Source organism: Paraflavisolibacter caeni, from assembly GCF_025628885.1.
Classification (GTDB): domain Bacteria; phylum Bacteroidota; class Bacteroidia; order Chitinophagales; family Chitinophagaceae; genus Flavisolibacter; species Flavisolibacter caeni.
Map to the genome: position 1 here is coordinate 545,722 of NZ_JAOTIF010000001.1, position 17,215 is coordinate 562,936.

Annotated in this window: 15 protein-coding genes; 11 read left to right on the forward strand and 4 right to left on the reverse strand. The window is 40.7% G+C overall.

The genetic code is table 11. The features are described 5' to 3' along the window. Positions 1 to 40 precede the first annotated feature (40 nt). From porX to OCK74_RS02335, 4 genes are all read left to right on the forward strand, one after another. Complete coding sequence (gene porX, locus OCK74_RS02320) at positions 41 to 1,597, forward strand: T9SS response regulator signal transducer PorX (protein ID WP_279295371.1); 1,557 nt, start codon at positions 41 to 43, stop codon at positions 1,595 to 1,597. Between the two features lie 7 nt (positions 1,598 to 1,604). After that, complete coding sequence (locus OCK74_RS02325; RefSeq protein ID WP_279295372.1) at positions 1,605 to 1,901, forward strand: hypothetical protein; 297 nt, start codon at positions 1,605 to 1,607, stop codon at positions 1,899 to 1,901. Positions 1,902 to 2,003: 102 nt separating this feature from the next. Then, complete coding sequence (locus tag OCK74_RS02330; RefSeq protein WP_279295373.1) at positions 2,004 to 2,780, forward strand: MBL fold metallo-hydrolase; 777 nt, start codon at positions 2,004 to 2,006, stop codon at positions 2,778 to 2,780. An 84-nt stretch (positions 2,781 to 2,864) separates the two neighbouring features. Next, complete coding sequence (locus OCK74_RS02335; protein WP_279295374.1) at positions 2,865 to 4,004, forward strand: acyl-CoA dehydrogenase family protein; 1,140 nt, start codon at positions 2,865 to 2,867, stop codon at positions 4,002 to 4,004. 6 nt (positions 4,005 to 4,010) lie between these two features. Here OCK74_RS02335 and OCK74_RS02340 read toward each other — a convergent pair whose 3' ends face one another. Beyond that, positions 4,011 to 5,840 carry an ABC transporter ATP-binding protein gene (locus tag OCK74_RS02340; protein ID WP_279295375.1) on the reverse strand — a complete coding sequence of 610 codons (1,830 nt, stop codon included), beginning with the start codon at positions 5,838 to 5,840 and terminating at the stop codon, positions 4,011 to 4,013. A gap of 128 nt (positions 5,841 to 5,968) precedes the next feature. On the opposite strand from OCK74_RS02340, the gene rbfA reads away from it, so the two are divergent. The 4 genes from rbfA (at position 5,969) to frr (ending at position 9,776) form a co-directional block, all read left to right on the forward strand. After that, positions 5,969 to 6,358, forward strand: coding sequence for a 30S ribosome-binding factor RbfA (rbfA, locus tag OCK74_RS02345; RefSeq protein WP_279295376.1), 390 nt, complete (start codon positions 5,969 to 5,971; stop codon positions 6,356 to 6,358). Positions 6,359 to 6,405: 47 nt separating this feature from the next. Next, positions 6,406 to 7,629, forward strand: coding sequence for an FtsX-like permease family protein (locus tag OCK74_RS02350; protein WP_279295377.1), 1,224 nt, complete (start codon positions 6,406 to 6,408; stop codon positions 7,627 to 7,629). A 369-nt stretch (positions 7,630 to 7,998) separates the two neighbouring features. Beyond that, positions 7,999 to 9,138, forward strand: a complete 1,140-nt coding sequence (locus tag OCK74_RS02355) for a glycosyltransferase family 4 protein (RefSeq protein ID WP_279295378.1) — start codon at positions 7,999 to 8,001, stop codon at positions 9,136 to 9,138. A 74-nt stretch (positions 9,139 to 9,212) separates the two neighbouring features. Beyond that, the gene (gene frr, locus OCK74_RS02360) at positions 9,213 to 9,776 is read left to right on the forward strand and encodes a ribosome recycling factor (RefSeq protein ID WP_279295379.1); all 564 of its coding nucleotides are present in this window, start codon (positions 9,213 to 9,215) and stop codon (positions 9,774 to 9,776) included. 95 nt (positions 9,777 to 9,871) lie between these two features. Here frr and OCK74_RS02365 read toward each other — a convergent pair whose 3' ends face one another. Then, positions 9,872 to 10,744 (reverse strand): DMT family transporter, encoded by an 873-nt coding sequence (locus tag OCK74_RS02365; RefSeq protein WP_279295380.1) that lies wholly within the window; start codon positions 10,742 to 10,744, stop codon positions 9,872 to 9,874. A 54-nt stretch (positions 10,745 to 10,798) separates the two neighbouring features. Between OCK74_RS02365 and OCK74_RS02370 the strand changes: the two genes are divergently transcribed. The 3 genes from OCK74_RS02370 (at position 10,799) to OCK74_RS02380 (ending at position 12,938) form a co-directional block, all read left to right on the forward strand. Further along, on the forward strand, positions 10,799 to 11,551 hold the full coding sequence (locus tag OCK74_RS02370; RefSeq protein ID WP_279295381.1) for a PPK2 family polyphosphate kinase: 753 nt from the start codon (positions 10,799 to 10,801) through the stop codon (positions 11,549 to 11,551). A 37-nt stretch (positions 11,552 to 11,588) separates the two neighbouring features. Next, positions 11,589 to 11,993, forward strand: coding sequence for a large conductance mechanosensitive channel protein MscL (gene mscL, locus OCK74_RS02375; protein WP_279295382.1), 405 nt, complete (start codon positions 11,589 to 11,591; stop codon positions 11,991 to 11,993). A gap of 162 nt (positions 11,994 to 12,155) precedes the next feature. Beyond that, on the forward strand, positions 12,156 to 12,938 hold the full coding sequence (locus tag OCK74_RS02380) for a segregation and condensation protein A (protein WP_279295383.1): 783 nt from the start codon (positions 12,156 to 12,158) through the stop codon (positions 12,936 to 12,938). 484 nt (positions 12,939 to 13,422) lie between these two features. On the opposite strand, the gene dxs is transcribed toward OCK74_RS02380, so the two are convergent. Together dxs and OCK74_RS02390 are read right to left on the reverse strand one after the other, a co-directional pair. Next, a complete protein-coding gene (gene dxs, locus OCK74_RS02385; RefSeq protein ID WP_279295384.1) occupies positions 13,423 to 15,354 on the reverse strand; it encodes a 1-deoxy-D-xylulose-5-phosphate synthase in 1,932 nt (643 codons plus the stop codon). A 206-nt stretch (positions 15,355 to 15,560) separates the two neighbouring features. Beyond that, positions 15,561 to 17,096: a lamin tail domain-containing protein gene (locus OCK74_RS02390; protein WP_279295385.1), complete on the reverse strand. Its 1,536-nt coding sequence runs from the start codon at positions 17,094 to 17,096 to the stop codon at positions 15,561 to 15,563. Between the last annotated feature and the right edge of the window lie 119 nt (positions 17,097 to 17,215).

Here is a 17,215-nt window from a genome sequence, read left to right on the forward strand (position 1 = left end):
GTTCAAATCGTAGTTCCTTAATCGTAAATAATATATAAACATGGTTTTGGCTAAAATAGTTTGGGTAGATGATGAAATTGAAAGTCTGCAATCGCAAAAGATCTTCCTGGAAAATAAAGGATATGAAGTACAAACTTTTACGAATGGCTTTGATGCAATCGATTATGTAAAAGAAAATGTAGTAGATGTAGTGCTGCTGGATGAAACCATGCCTGGAATCACAGGACTGGAAACACTCGCAAAAATTAAAGAGATCAACGCCCAGATTCCAGTAGTGTTGATCACAAAAAATGAAACAGAAAACCTGATGGATGAAGCCATTGGGAGTCAGATAACAGATTATCTTATTAAGCCGGTGAGACCCAATCAGGTATTGCTGAGTTTAAAAAAAATCATTGATAATAGACGCCTTGTCGCAGAAAAGACGACTTCTGCTTACCAGCAGCAGTTTCGTAATTTATTTATGGCGTTGAACAGTAACCCTGATTTCAATGAATGGATGGATATCTATAAAAAACTAGTGTATTGGGAGTTGGGGCTTCAGAAAAGCGATTCCCCTGAAATGCAGGAAGTGCTGCAAACACAAAAGGGCGAGGCTAATACTGAATTTTTTAAGTTCATTTCCCGCAATTACGCTTCATGGTTAAAAGACAAAGGATCCAAAGCGCCGGTGATGTCCCATACATTAATGAGGGAAAAGATATTGCCTCATGTTGAAAAGGGAACGTCTACTTTTTTAATATTGATAGATAACCTGCGATTTGACCAGTGGAAAACCATACAACCCATATTTGCTGAAAGTTTTCGTATAATGGAGGAAGATACCTTTTATAGTATTTTGCCTACAGCCACTCATTATGCACGTAATGCCATCTTTGCCGGAATGCTGCCTATCGAAATAGAAAAGCGTTATCCTACGCAATGGAAAAACGATGACGAAGAAGGAGGAAAAAATTTATTTGAAGAAGAATTCTTTCAATCTCAACTCAAAATACTCGGAATAACAAACCTGCGCTTTTCCTATACTAAAGTCCTGAACAACCAGGCAGGGCTTGAGTTGGTCAATAACATTCATAACCTCCTGGTAAATGACCTGAATATAATTGTATACAATTTTGTAGATATGCTGAGCCATGCGCGAACAGAGATGGAGGTGCTGAAAGAATTGGCTGGCGATGAAACCAGTTACCGCAGCATTACAGCCTCCTGGTTTGAGCATTCACCTCTTCACCAGGCATTGAAAAAAGTAGCTGATAAAAATATTAAACTGATATTGACTACAGATCATGGTAGTGTACGTGTTAAAACACCGGCTAAAGTTATTGGCGATAAGCAGACGACCACCAATCTGCGTTACAAACATGGTCGCAATTTGAATTATAATCCGAAAGAAGTATTGGCCTTCCGCGATCCAAGGGAAGGCGGCCTGCCCGTTCCAACAGTAAACTCTTCCTACATCTTTGCTGGTGAGGATACCTTCTTATGTTACCCCAACAACTATAATCATTATGTAAACTATTACCGCAACACCTTCCAGCACGGCGGTGTAAGTCTCGAAGAAATGATCGTACCGGTAATTAAGATGGTTAGTAAATAGCTGAATTATGAAATACACACAAACAACATTAAATAAAATTGAAAAACTTGTTGAAGAACAGCACTATGTGATCCGCTATGAAAGAGGAACCTTTCAAAGCGGATACTGTATCCTGGAACAAAAAAAAGTAGTGGTGCTGAATAAATTCCTGACACTGGAAGGAAGAATTAATGCTTTGATTGAGTTGATTCCTCAATTCAATTTTGATCCCAGCACCCTTTCTCCTGAAAGCGCAAAAGTCTATCACGACATCATGAGCCGGGTAAAGCAAAGTGGTGCTGAGGAACAAGCAGGCAATCAATAATTATTGATTAATAACTATTTGTAATTAACTGGCAGCAGAAATTTTTGTAAGAATACTGGTAATCATAATGAATCCTATCAATCCGCGGTTTACATTTACACCGTGAGCAGTCCGCCATTGACCATTACTTTTCTCGGAACGGGCACCAGCAGTGGAGTGCCTATGATCGCTTGCGGATGTTATGTCTGCACATCGTCTGATAAGAAAGATAAACGCCTGCGCAGCAGTATTCTCGTGCAGTCTCCTAAGACTACAATAGTGGTTGATACCACACCTGATTTCCGTTATCAAATGTTAAGAGCCCAGGTAAAAAAGCTGGATGCTGTATTATTTACGCATCCTCATAAGGACCATATAGCAGGTCTTGACGATATAAGGGCTTTTAATTACCTGCAGCAACAATCTATGCAGGTATACGCCAATCAAATGACAATAGACGGATTGATGCGTGAGTTTGCTTATGCTTTTGCAGATAAAAAATACCCCGGCATTCCGGAAATTGATTTAAATACCATAACTGAAGAACCATTTTATATTGGAGATATCCCTGTAACGCCCATTATGGTCTGGCATTTAAAGATGCCGGTTTACGGCTTTCGTTTTGGTCCTTTCACCTATATTACAGATGCTAACCGCATTGAAGATGGAGAAAAGGAAAAGATTGCAGGAAGCCAGGTCATAGTACTGAATACATTGCGAAAGGAACCTCATATTTCTCATTTCTCCTTAAGTGAAGCTATTGAACTTGCTGATGAATTGGCGATCCCGGATGCTTATTTTACCCATATATCGCACCAATTAGGCCGGCACAATGAAATAGAAAAAGAACTCCCCTCTGGCAGGCACCTTGCTTACGACGGGTTGATTCTGAATTTATAAGATCAATATTCCAAATCCCCTTTTGGATGCTTATATTTGGAATAGCAGTTCTTTGCGACTGCTTTTTCATCTTAACCCTTAATTATGGATTTCGAGATTTCAGAAATTACTTCACAGGTCGCACAAACAGCAAGGGATTTCGCACAACAGTATATCAAACCCTATGTAATGAAATGGGATGAAAGCCAGGATTTCCCTATTGAGCTTTTTAAGAAAATGGGAGAGATCGGCTTAATGGGCGTTCTGGTTCCGGAACATTATGGTGGTACGGGATTAGGCTATTATGAATACAAAGTCATTATAGAAGAAATTGCCAAAGTAGATGGGTCCATAGGCTTAAGCCTTGCGGCTCACAATTCATTATGCACTGGACATATCCTTACTTTTGGCAATGAGATACAAAAGCAAAAATACCTGCCCAAATTAGCAACAGCTGAATGGCTGGGAGCCTGGGGGCTTACCGAACCCAATACCGGTAGCGATGCCGGCAATATGCGCTGTACTGCTGTCCGCGAAGGTGATCATTGGGTGATCAATGGCACTAAAAATTGGATCACGCATGGCCGTAGCGGAGATGTGGCGGTGGTGATTTGCCGTACCGGCGAACCGCGTACTAAGGACAATGCTACTGCCTTTATTGTTGAAAGAGGCAGTCCGGGCTTTAGTGGGGGTAAAAAAGAAAACAAGCTAGGTATGCGCGCCAGCGAAACAACAGAGATGGTTTTTTCTAATTGCGTTGTGCCGGATGCGAACCGCATAGGAGAGGTGGGTGATGGCTTTCGTCAGGCATTAAAAGTGTTGGACGGCGGGCGAATTTCCATAGCTGCACTTGCACTTGGTATTGCCAAAGGTGCCTATGAGGCCGCTTTACAATATTCAAAAGAGCGCCAACAGTTTGATAAACCCATTTCTTCTTTCCAGGCAATAGCTTTCAAATTGGCAGATATGGCTACTGAGATTGTTGCTGCAGAAATGCTGATCTACAAAGCCTGCGATCTGAAACAGCGAAATGAACCTGTAACCACGCAGTCTGCAATGGCGAAATATTATGCCAGTGAAATGTCCGTAAAAGTTGCCAACGATGCCGTTCAGATATTCGGTGGGTACGGTTATACCAAAGACTTTCCTGTAGAAAAGTATTACCGCGACGCCAAACTATGCACCATCGGTGAAGGAACCAGCGAGATACAAAAAATCGTCATCAGCCGTGAAGTGTTGAAATAAGGGGGCCTACTTCACCTCCTGCATCTGTACCAGCCGGTAATAGTACCCTCCCTTTTCCAATAACTCTTGGTGTGTACCCCTTTCAACAATCCTGCCCTTCTGCAGCACAATGATTTCGTCTGCATGGCGGATTGTGCTCAGGCGGTGGGCTATTACAATAGAAGTGCGGTTTTGCATCATATTATTAATGGCGTCTTGCACCAGTCGTTCACTTTCTGTATCGAGCGCAGAAGTAGCTTCATCCAATATCAAAATCGGAGGGTTTTTCAGAACGGCCCTGGCTATAGTTAAGCGCTGACGTTCGCCGCCGCTTAGTTTGCTGCCCCTGTCTCCAATATTAGTATCAAACCCTCTTTCTTTCTTTGTAATGAACTGGTAGGCATTAGCTACCTTGGCCGCCGCTTCAATCTCTTCCAGTTTTGCAGATTGCTTACCCAACTGGATGTTGGCAGCTATCGTATCATTAAATAAAATAGGTTCCTGTGTAACAATACTGATTTGATCCCTTACCGATTCGAGGGAGTATTCTTTTATATTGACGCCGTCTACCAGCAATTCTCCGCTTGTAACATCATGAAAACGTGGAACCAGGTCAGCCAGGGTCGATTTACCTGCACCTGATGATCCTACCAATGCTACCGTTTTTCCCTTTTCTATCTTCAGGTTGATGTTTTCCAATACACTGACCCCATCATACGCAAACGAAACATTACGCAGTTCAATACTGTGCTGGAAGATTTCAAGCCTTTTCCCGTTTATATTATCATCTACTGTATTCTTTGTAAGCAATACTTCTTCTATGCGTCCAATGGCTGCTGTCCCCTTTTGCATATTGCTGAACGAAGTGGAAAGTGATTTGGCAGGGTTGATAATATTATAAAATAAGGCCAGGTAGGTAATGAAAGCCGATGCCTCCATAATTCTTCCTTTCAATACCAGCGATCCACCAAAATATAGAATACCGCAAAACACCATAACGCCTAAAAATTCCGACATGGGTGATGCCAGGTCGCGGCGTGTAATCATTTTGTTCTTGGCCTCTAATAATTTTTTATCAATACTGAAAAACTTTTTACGCAGTAATGGTTCAATATTGAATGCTTTGATCACACGCAGGCCTAACAATGTCTCATCCAAAACGGAAACTGAATCCGCATAATGCAGAGCCGCTTCTGAAGAATGTCTTTTTAGGGAGCGTGAAATCCTGCCGATGAAAGTCCCTACAAAGGGTATAAGCAGCAAAACAAAAAAAGTAAGCTGGGGGCTTAATATGAAAAGGGCAGAAAGATTAATAATAATCGTAAGAGGATCCCTTATCCAGCCTTCCAGTGTACCCACAACTGAAGACTCAACTTCTCCCATATCATTTGTAATGCGGCTGATAAGGTCGCCTTTACGCTTTTCAGTAAAGAAACCTATTGGGAGTTGTAGTATTTTATTGTAAAGTTCCGAGCGTAGCCTGTTGACTATTTTATTCTTTAAAGGATTTAATATATAATTAGAAAGATAAAGGAATAGATTTTTGAAGAAAATGGAAACAATGATCAAACCGCATATGATGCCTAGTGCCTTGGTTTTGCTTTCAATGCCATCTTCGCCCTTGGAAATTTGCTGGAACAAGAAATTCTTGAAAACTTTAACTAGGGGGTTGCTGGTTGCACTGATGAGGCTGCCGGTGCCTGATTGTTCTCCTTTAAAAATAAGATCTAAAAAGGGCATCAACATACCCAGGGAAATAATGGAAAATGCAATAGACAGAACAATAAACAAAAAGTATATGAGTACTTGTCCTTTATAATCTTTTAGATATTGGAAAACTCGTCCGTATTTCTTCATGATGGTTTTAATGCTGTAATTTGACCGAACCAGGCGCCGAATTCATAGGAACAACTAAGGAAAGGACCGGGTTTGATGTCTTAAACGCGGCAAAAGTAACTACTTTTACATCCAATAAAGGTTAATATATGCAGGAAGGAAAAAGACAAAAGCAAGTAGGTGGGCTGATTCAGGAAGAAATGAACAGCATCTTTCAGCACCTGGGATTGAATATGCTCAATGGCGGTTTGGTTTCTATATCAACAGTGAAGATCACTCCTGACCTTTTGGAAGCAAGAATTTACCTAAGCATATTTCAGACAGAAGCAAAGGTGGCCTTAAAAAAGATAGAAGATCATAAGTGGGAAATCAAAAAGGAACTGGCTTCCAGGGTGAAACAGCAGTTGCGCCGGATTCCGGAATTAAAGTTCTTCCTTGACGAAACGCTTGACCATGTATTCAAAATGGAAGAAATATTTAAAGAAATAAAAAAAGGAGAAGAAGGCGCAAAAGATCAAAAGGAGACCAGTGAAGATTAGCGCTTAGGAGTGATCCTATACTCATGAACCCGTAAACCTGTAAACTCGTGAACTTTCTCTTCGCCTGGCGCTATTTTAAAGCAAAAAAAACTACAAATGCTATAAATATAATTGCCTGGATCAGTATACTCGCCATCATCATTGGAACGGCTTCTCTGATCCTGGTATTAAGTGTATTTAACGGTTTTGAGGACCTTGTAAAATCTCTTTACTCTTCTTTTTATCCTGATATCAGGGTTTCTCCGGCAACCGGTAAACAGATCACCCTTAGCCAGGAGCAGTTAAACAAAATCAGGTCAGTAAAGGGCGTGATGAATATTTCCCTGGTTGCGGAAGAAAAAGCATTGTTGCAAAACGGAGAATTTCAATCTATTATTTATTTAAAAGGTGTAGATGACCAATATACTAAAGTAACAGGTGTATCAAAGCATATCGTCAAAGGAAATTTCCGGACCGGCGATGCCGACTTCCCGCTCCTGGTGCTGGGTGCTGGAATTGAAAACGCTGTAGCAGTTCAAAGCGATAGGAGTCTCGCTCCTTTGGTGGTTTACCTTCCCAAAAAATCAGGAGTGGACTTGTCTAACCCACTAAACTCAATCAGCGCAGATACAATCAATACTTCTGGAACCTTTTTAATTCAGCAGGACTTTGATAATAAATATGCCATAACGAACCTTGAGTTTTTAAAGAGAATGCTTGGATTGGGAGCTGATCAGTATGGAGCGGCCGAACTGATATTAAACCAGGATGCTGATCCTGATGAGGTTAAAGAAAACCTGGCAATGGTATTAGGTAATCATTACCTGGTTCAAACAAGGTACGAGCAAAACCAAAGCCTGTATTCGGTAATGCGGGCAGAGAAATGGGTGATCTATGCCATTCTTTCTTTGATCCTGGTTGTGGCAGCCTTTAATATGATTGGAGCATTGACGATGCTGGTACTAGAAAAACAACAGGACATCAGTGTTTTGCATGCATTGGGCGGCAGCAGGTCATTCATTCAAAAGATTTTCTTGAGCGAAGGAGTGCTGCTGGCCGTTATAGGCGGCTGCTCCGGTATGTTGGTAGCAGTTATCTTAGCAGTTCTACAAGTCAACTTTAAATTGATCCCCCTCCAGGGCGGCACTTTTCTGATTGATTATTTTCCTGTCAAACTGTCCCTGTCAGACTTTTTACTGGTTGGCATAACCGTTTTAGTTATAGCCGTGCTGGCATCCTGGTTACCAGCCAGAAAAGCAGCGCGACAGGAGTTTAGCCTACGGTCGGAATAAGATTTGGCATGTAGAGAAAAAACAACATTGCATGAATATTTTATTATAATTCTTTTCAATTTTAATATATCGGTGAGGGGTAGAGGAAAATAAAAAGACATTAACTGATGAGTTATTTCTACTTAAAATGTAACTGCTTAATTTTTTTGTTTGAACATTAATGCTTACGTGAAAAAAAAGCTGGCATAATATTTTTGCTGTGTAGCTGCATTCATAACCTTTTAACCAACCGAAATGAGAAATCTTCAACCAATACAAAAAGGGCAAGCGGTCTTTAAATAATAAGGTGCTAAAAAGCATAATAAATAAATAATATTTAATGTTTGGATTGTTAGTACTAATTTTACGCACCATATAAACCGCTGCATTATGATTTTCGTGCTCTTAACCCTTTCTGTATCCTTTATCTTAACATACTTAGCAATACCTGCAATTATCAAGATAGCCAATGAAAAAAGGCTGTATGATATGCCCGATGATCGTAAGATTCATAAAAAACCAATAGCCTCACTGGGTGGTGTAGGTATTTTTATAGGATTCTTTTTATCAACTTTATTTTTTATTTCCAATAAGACCAATCCTGAATTCCAATATTTCTTTGCTGCGGCTACTATTATTTTTTTCCTGGGATTAAAAGATGATATCTTAATATTATCGGCCCGTAAAAAGTTTATCTGCCAGCTAGCTGTAGCCGCAATTCTTGTTCACCTGGGCGGCATCCGCATTGATAGCATGCACGGTATATTGGGTTTTACCAAATTGCCTGATATTATAGGGTTTGGATTGAGCTACTTTACAATCATCCTGATCATTAATGCTTATAATTTAATTGACGGTGTTGATGGCCTGGCTGGCATGCTGGGATTACTTTCCATGGTAGTCTTTGGAACTTATTTTCATTTGGCAGGGTTGCCCTCTTTTTCACTTTTGGCTTTTGCCATGGCAGGGAGTCTGATAGGCTTTTTGATCTTTAACTTTCATCCTGCGAAGATCTTTATGGGTGACAGCGGCTCGCTGATGATAGGATTATTGAACTCTATTTTGGTGATTAAGTTTATCAATGTGGCAGATTCTGTTGCTGTTCCTTTTCACCTTGAATCTGCTGTTGGAATCGGTATTGCTGTTTTAATGGTTCCTATTTTGGATACTTTAAGGGTATTTAGCATCCGGATCTATAAAGGAAGGTCTCCTTTTTCTCCTGATCGCAATCACATACACCACTTGTTGCTGGATAGAGGTTTAAATCATAAATATGTAACAGCCTGCTGTTTTCTTTTGAATGTATTGTTTATTAGCCTGGCTTATTTTGGTCGCTTATTAGGACCCAACTTTCTGCTCTGCATTTTGGGGGCTGCTTCCCTGGGGTTTCTGGCTATCCTGTTGTATGGCAAAAAGCCAAAAGCTAAAAAAATCAACAAACAAGTGCCTGCACTACAACCTAATGTGAGAAGCATTTCCCGGACAAAGGTCATTTCATTGGAGCCCGAAAAAGTTGCTGTTGACCAGTAAGTTATAAAACTGAATATTTGCGCTCGCCATAATGATTCCTTCCTTAGTTTTGCGCTTTCTAAACTAAGATACCTATGTCAGAAGAGTTGTCGTTAACTATTGATTTAGCAGAAGATTCCATGAAAAAGGCAATTGTGCATTTGGAAGGAGAATTGGCGAAAATCCGTGCCGGCAAAGCAAATCCTCAAATGTTGGATGGAATTATGGTAGATTATTATGGATCTCCTACTCCAATCAACCAGGTGGGAAATATCAGTGTTTTGGATGCTCGTACGTTAACCATCCAGCCTTGGGAGAAAAACATGCTTCAGCCTATTGAAAGAGCGATCATAGCTTCTAATATCGGCATCAACCCTCAGAATGACGGTGTTATTATCCGTCTTTTTTTACCTCCATTGACCGAAGAAAGGCGTAAGGAATTGGTTAAAAGGTGCCAGGGTGAAGGAGAACATGCTAAAATCGCTATTAGAAACATCCGTCGCGATGCCATCGAAAGCATCAAAAAATTGCAGAAGAATGGCCTAAGCGAAGACGTAGCAAAAGATGCAGAAGCTGAAGTGCAGGAAATGACGAACAAATACATTGCATTGGTAGATAAACACCTGGCCTCTAAGGAGAAAGATATTATGGCAGTCTAAATACCAGGCTTTTTTTAAATAATTTTAAAGGGTCTAATGAGTTAAGAATAACAATAAGAACTTATTAGACCTTTTAAATTCTTCTAAACTCCTCTCTACGATTTATTAGCCAGGTAAACACCACCTAAGATCACGCCTAGACAAAAGATCTGTATAGCTGTTACGTTTTCATTTGCTAAGATGCCCCAGAAAATAGCTACAATAGGAATCGCATAGGTTGTCATCGTGGCAAAAAGACCACCTGCTTTTTTGATAAGATAATAAAAGAAAACTGTTGCAAATGCACTGCCTACTACTCCTAGCAAGGCAGCTGCCGCAAACGACCAGCGGGCTGAAACATTATATTGTAATAATGCAAAAGTATCTTGCTGCCACGCGATAACACCTGCAGGGAAACTCATAATGGCCAGAGAAATTGTGGCCATGTGTATTGGGTTCACATCTCTTAAATAGTGACTCACCAGGTTAACATTGATGCCATATAATAATGTGGCCACTAAAATCAATAGGGCATACCCGGAATTATGAAAACTGATACCTCCTTCAGAGAAACTTAATACCAATAAACCAATAAAGCCAATCACCACGCCGGCAATTTTCTGCCTGGGTAGTTTGGCTTTATAAAAGAGCATATTAATAACGATAACAAATAAAGGAGTTAGCGAGTTAAGAATGCCGGCAAGTGAACTGTCTATCTTTTTTTCTATTGCAATTGCAAAAAGAAAAGCCGGCAATAAGTTGCCTAATATGCCAGATAAAATGATCAATGGGATTTTCCTGACTGGAACTTTGGAAATATGAAAAATAGCTGGTGCCAAAAATATGAAACCAGCCGAAAAAATACGTACAGCACCAATTTGCACACCCGTTAGATCTTCTTTGCTTACCTTCATTAAGATGAATGAGCTGCCCCAGATAAATGATAGCAAAATAAAAATCGACCAGTTGATTACTTTTTGTTTTTGCATAAATTCGGTAGCAAAGGTGAAGTTTTGGTATTAAAAAATCATAAATATTCATTTATGTATCTGCTATCAGAAATATCTACAAAAGCACCAGGGCACCTGGATAAAAAAGAAATTAAAAAGCAGACAGAAGAACTTTTAGAGGAGTTAGATAGTTTGCAGTATCTTTTGTATGCCGAGGCAAAACATGCTGTCCTGGTAGTACTGCAAGGCCCGGATGCCAGCGGCAAAGATGGGGCTATCCGTAAGGTATTTGGCAGCTTAAATCCGCAGGGGGTTCGCGTCAAGTCTTTTAAAGAACCTACACAAGAAGAGCTATCCCATGATTTCTTATGGCGGATTCATCAACATACACCAGGTAAGGGCTTAATTCAGATATTTAATCGTTCTCATTATGAGGATGTTTTAGTAACCCGTGTCCATAAATTATGTGATGACGAGACAGCGCATCTTCGCTTTAATGCAATCAATAATTTCGAAGAAATGCTTGCGTCGACTAATTCTACTCAAATTCTGAAATTTTACTTGCATGTATCAAAGGAAGAACAAGAGGTGCGTTTAAAAGAGCGTTTGGAAGACCCAACCAAGCATTGGAAATATGATCGGAAAGACTTTACAGAATCGAATCTTTGGGATCAATACCGCAAGATGTATGAAGACGTGTTCAGATTTTGTAATGCGACTCCTTGGGTAGTAGTTCCTGCCGATCAAAACTGGTATAAAGAATTTATCATTACCCAAACATTAGTGAATGCATTGAAAGCTTTGAATATGAAATTTCCTTCGCTGCCTGAAAAACCGAATAATTAAACTATAAATGCTGTATCTTAACATATAAACTTATGCTATGGGATTAATAAAGGAATTTAAAGAATTTGCTTTAAAAGGTAACGTTGTAGACCTTGCAGTTGCCGTAGTGATTGGAGCTGCTTTTGGTGCTATTGTTTCTTCACTGGTGAGCGATGTAGTTACTCCTTTATTGTTGGCTCCGGCGCTCGAAGCCGCTAACCTGAAAGACCTGGAAGCTCTTAGCTGGGGGGGTGTTAAATATGGGAAGTTCCTGGCATCTGTGCTCAATTTCCTTATTGTGGCACTTGCACTCTTCATGGTCATCAAAGGCATGAATGTTATGAAGCGTAAAAAAGAAGCTCCTGTAGCTCCCGCTCCGCCAGAATACACTTTACAGGAAAAATTGTTGATGGAGATCAGGGATGAGTTGAGGGTGAATGGAACCAATGCTCAAAAGGTATGACACTTTTCTTTTAAAGCATGATCTGTGTGCTCAATGGCAAATGATTAATAAATTATAATTAATAATTATTTACAGCCTGGCACCTCATTGATACTTTAAAAAGTTGATATTTTTGTTACATCCCGTTAGTTAACGGGATTTTTATTTTTTAAATAATTTCCTTTGGTTACCAACTATCAAATAAAACTACCTCAATTTGAAGGTCCGTTCGACCTTTTGCTCTTTTTTATCGAAAGAGACGAATTGGATATTTATAATATACCTATCACAAAGATCATCAACGACTTCCTGAATTATATCCATACAGGCGAGGAATTAGATATTGAGCTTTCGAGCGAATTCATCTTGTTCGTTTCTACCCTGATGCGTATTAAAGCAAAAATGTTGCTGCCCCGCAAGGAACTGGATGAACAGGGCAATGAAATTGACCCCAGGCAGGAATTGGTTGATAAGATCCTGGAGTATAAAAAGTTCAAGGAAGCTGCTATCAGGATGGCAGAACTTGAGGCCGAAAGGATCTTGATGGCAAAAAGGGGCAACATTCAGAAAGAAATGATAGAAATAGGAGAGCAGGCCGGGGAGGGTACTGAAATACAGACAATTACACTCTTCAAGTTGATGAAAGCTTTTGAGCGTGTGATGCAAAAGTATGAGGACCGCTTCAATAAGCCCGTACACACCGTGGTGCAGTACAATTACACAATGGAGCACACCAAAGCAGACATGATCTCGATTGCACAGCGTGAGCGTAGCTTGTCCTTTGAAAAGGTTTTTGAAGTAGTCGAAAATCGCGTGCATGCCATTTTCGTATTCCTGTCTATGCTGGAGTTAGTACAACAGAAATACTTGCGTATTATGATAGGAGATGGGCGTAATAACTTTCTTTTGGAGTACAATGAAACGGAAGAAGGTCTGACAGACGAGGAGCATATGCATTTATTATAAATGTTGTTTACCTCCATTTTTGGAGATTTTAACCATCTTTTTTGGATTTCGCCGATCATTTTTCCGCTTTCGTCGATGTTAAAACGTTTTTTGAACGATTAATAGGTGGGTGTTGGAGGTGTTTGGATAGATTTGTTATATCATCCTTTGAAAGACAATACTATCCAAATAATCTTTAGAAAAACATTTGCATCCAATATCCTGAAAAAGCTAAGCCACTATCCTATACCACTTGAATATTTAGGGTACAGCACTAACTGTCTTATAAAAGCGAGTTTTTACAACTCGCTTTTATCATTTATTGCTCTCTTCTTCAGTTATACTAATATTTCAATATTCTAGTATCAGAAGCAAATAGAGGATCAAGTTAAATGAAGAACAATACCGGCATTTACTTGCAGCCTACAGTAGGGCACAACCGTATTCCCCTTCGTTGCAAAACCTCTAAAAAGAATCACTTCATGAAACTGTAAGCATTCATGAATCATCCCACTATTGTCATTCCTACCCGCTCTTTCATCATCTCTCTCACTGCATCCGCAATTCCCTGCGCATCATAACCACACTCACGGTGCAGTTCTTTCAACGTACCATGTTCTACAATACGATCCGGAATTCCTAAAATACGTACATCATTTTTATAGCCATGTTGTTGCATGAATTCCAACACCGCACTGCCAAAGCCGCCAACTACAGAGCCATCTTCTACTGTAATAATCTTATCGTATTTGGCCAGCGCTTCATGTAGCAATTCTTCATCCAGTGGCTTTGCAAAACGCATATCATAATGGGCAGGTGTGATGTTATCAGTCCTGAGGTCCCGGATAGCGGCTGCTGCAAAATTCCCAGGGTGGCCAAACGAAAGAATGGCTATATCTTTTCCATCCCTTAATTTTCTTCCTTTACCAATGGTGACAGTTTCGAATGGCTTCCTCCAGTCTGAAAGCACACCCTCGCCTCTTGGGTAACGAATCACAATGGGAAGTTCTGTACTGTCCAATTGAGCGGTGTACATCAGGTTGCGCAGTTCTGCCTCATTCATCGGTGCCGAAATGATCATATTCGGAATGCAGCGGAAATATGGTATATCATAAGCGCCATGATGGGTGGGGCCATCTTCTCCAACCAATCCTGCTCTATCCAGGCAGAAAACGACCGGTAACTTCTGAATGGCCACATCATGCACAGCCTGGTCAAACGCCCGTTGCATAAAAGACGAGTAAATATTGCAGAATACCTTCATGCCTTGGGTCGCCATACCGGCACTAAGCGTCACCGCATGTTGCTCACAAATACCTACATCGAAAGCACGATCAGGCATCTTTTCCATCATGAATTTCAACGAAGAGCCGCTAGGCATGGCTGGGGTAATGCCAAAGATCTTACTATTCTGTTCTGCCAGTTCTATAATAGTGTGCCCGAAAACATCCTGGTATTTAGGAGGTTGGGGTAAGTCGTACTTCTTTTTGTAGATCTCGCCGGTAATTTTGTCAAACAAGCCGGGGGCATGCCATTTGGTTTGATCCTTTTCAGCCAGTGCATAACCTTTGCCCTTTACAGTCAGCACATGCAAAAGCTTAGGCCCTGGAATATTTCTTAAATCAGCTAAAGTATCCGTAAGTTTAGTGATGTTATGGCCGTCAATAGGGCCAAAATAGCGTAGGTTCAGCGATTCAAACATGTTGCTGCTCCTGCTCACCATACCTTTTATGCCTGCCTCCAGCTTTGAAGCCATTTCACGGGTAAAGTTTTTTCCTACAGGCAGTTTGCCCAGCAACTTCCATACATCATCACGAAACTTGTTATACGCATGAGAGGTGGTAATATCGGTAAGGTATTCTTTCAGGGCACCCACGTTGGGGTCGATGCTCATGCAGTTGTCGTTCAAAATGATCAGAACATCGCTATCTGCAACCCCTGCATGGTTCAGGGCTTCAAAGGCCATACCGGCTGTCATAGCGCCATCGCCAATAACAGCAACTGATTTCCTATCCTTCTCTCCCTTATACTTTGCTGCCATAGCCATACCCAGGGCCGCAGAAATAGAGGTGGAAGAATGGCCAACTCCAAAGGTGTCATACTCGCTTTCACTGCGTTTTGGGAAACCGCTGATGCCGCCGTATTTGCGGTTGGTCTCGAAAAATTGCTGGCGGCCGGTGAGTATTTTATGACCGTAAGCCTGGTGTCCTACGTCCCATACCAGCTGATCATACGGAGTATTGTAAACGTAATGTAAGGCAACTGTAAGCTCCACAACACCAAGACTGGCCGCAAAATGTCCTCCGTGAACGCTCACGACGTCAATAATATATTGACGAAGTTCGTCGCATACTTGGTACAACTTGTCCTGTGGAATCTTTTTTAAGTCATCGGGACTCTGTATTGTTCTTAACAACGCCCCTGGTTCTATGTGCATGCCCGCTATTTAAGGGGTAAAAATAATCCATTATTTCATCTTGCTGAAAAGTTCACTGCTTCACCTGCCTACTATTAACACTTATCTTTAATCTGTACCGCCCTTTATTACCGATTCATCTTCTCTTCCCACCAATTCACTTAAACCTTCAATTCCCTAATCAGCAATCTTCTACCAACCTCCCTTCAGTCAGAAGCCGTCCTTCATCAATCTTTAACAAACCGCAACGAAATTGGTTTAAAATTGTCGACGGAATAAATAAAAACTTGGTAAAACCCCTTAGATAAATGATGAACGGGCAGCGTAAAATTGTATTGATTACTCCCAATATGCAAATCACCTTGTTCCACCAGGCTATTTTGAAGATTGTAAATTTTATAGCTTAACTGGGAGGGCAATGGTGTTCCGGGTTGTATTGTGATAGATCCTTTAGCCGGATTAGGCCACAACTTGCTGGCAGTAACAGAAATGGAAGAATGCGTGCTGATAATGCCCGAATAAATAACGTTTCCGTTTTTTAAAGTAATACGTAGCCTGAAAAACCTGGCTTCTGAAGCCGGTATGACAGCTGAAAATGTTTGTGTGCCAGACGAACGGTCGTCGATAGTCTGATGAAAGGCAGTCGTAAACCCACTGTTATGATTACTCTGCTCCAATAGGATAGTACGAACAGATTCCACTTCACTGATCGCCCAGGAAAAACTTTGCTTGTTATCCTCTGTCTTCAGGTGTTTGAAAGACAATATATGCACCGGTAAAACAGTACTGCACTCCAGGATTTGAAAATCAAAAGTTTTTGAATTGCAGGCCTGCGGAGTAAATAACGTAATCCGGTAGTTACCGGCCTTTAAATCGTTAATATCAATTCTGCTTGGGGTGTTGTCTACACCACTGGTATACTGGTCGGAAGATGAGAATAATTGATTGTTGTCTGCATCATAAGCCAGGGTGTAATTCATAGGGAATATGTCCGTATAGCTTGTGGCAATGACATTGATGGAAATAGCGCCTTTACTGTTATTGCACTCCATCGAATTGGTAATTGTTAATTCATAGGATATGGAGGCAGCATCGCCAAGCGAATAATTAGGGGCATTTGCACTTTGGGTAGATTCCTTGATCCATTTGCAATCACCGTCAATAATACGGGCAAACGAGTTGCCGCGGCCGGTCGATTGTCCAACGGCTGTTTCATATGGAATATTTATCAAGTCCAGGTCAAAGCTCCTTGAAGTGCAATTTCCATTGAGTGTGGAGGTTTGGATAAATGCAGACGCCTCGGTTGCTGATGGATCACGTACAAGGGCATCTACCACATTGAGATTCGGATCCAATAAAACCACCTGCTCATTTCCATTGCCCCCATCAGTAAAAAGACCATCATTGTTTGTTGGTATAGTGCCGCTGGTACAATTACAGGTAGTCCAATTGAGACTAACATGGACCGCACTGTCTAAATTACCGCAGCCCTTGGGTAATATGTCTTGCCCGGATATAAGATAATACTGGCCAGGTTGTAAAATTGTGTTAGAGGGAATGGTAATGGAAAAGTCTCCTTCTGTTAAAATGTAGCACCCTATGTTTACAGGTCCTGGTCCGAAATTATACAACTCAACAAATTCGGTTGTTGTATTGCAGCCACTACTTGCCCAGGGTAAATATTCATTAATAACAACACGGCCCTGCCCGAAAGAGCAGAATTGAAACAAAATCAATAGGGCTAGGATTAGGAACTTTTTCACGTTACGGGTTTAGCCGGGCTCTAAATTAATGAATTACAATTAGCGAAATAACATATTAAATCATAATAGATATATTTTGCCGTCTTGTTATTTTATTCTAATAAGTGTTTGCACTGATG